The sequence below is a fragment of the Dellaglioa sp. CoH-56-MRSF-14 genome (assembly GCF_056782115.1).
This window is the reverse complement of the sequence record NZ_JBXAYB010000060.1, coordinates 1-328: the sequence shown is the minus strand read 5'-3', so window position 1 is coordinate 328 and position 328 is coordinate 1. Positions and strand designations below refer to the sequence as shown.

The window sequence follows — 328 nt, the reverse complement described above, 5'->3', positions numbered from 1 at the left end:
TGACTAAGGAGTTCTTCAGTAAGCGCGGCCCTGTAGAACTCATCGAGAAGATGATGGAGAAGATCGGGTGCTCGGGCGAGAAGGAGATGTTCGTCTATAAGTCCGAGCTGGCCGACGTTATCGTCGCGTTCACAAACGCCGATGGTTATCAGGTCAAGGGCTACACGAACGGTCTGGGCCAGTCGAGCGGCGGTAAGCACGTTGATTCTGTGTCAGGTGCCTTGTACACGGCGCTCAAACCTTGGATCAAAACCAAAAAGGTTGCTGGCAAGCAGGTTCCGGTGTTCCGGGAAGCTGACCTGAAAGAAGGTCTGGTAGGTCTCGTGAA

At 54.0% G+C, this 328-nt stretch carries 1 protein-coding gene; it reads left to right on the top strand.

The features are described 5' to 3' along the window. Positions 1 to 328 (top strand): TopoII/MutL transducer domain-containing protein (locus tag AC1RPX_RS07850; RefSeq protein ID WP_481763338.1); only part of this gene is annotated, 328 nt, incomplete at both ends.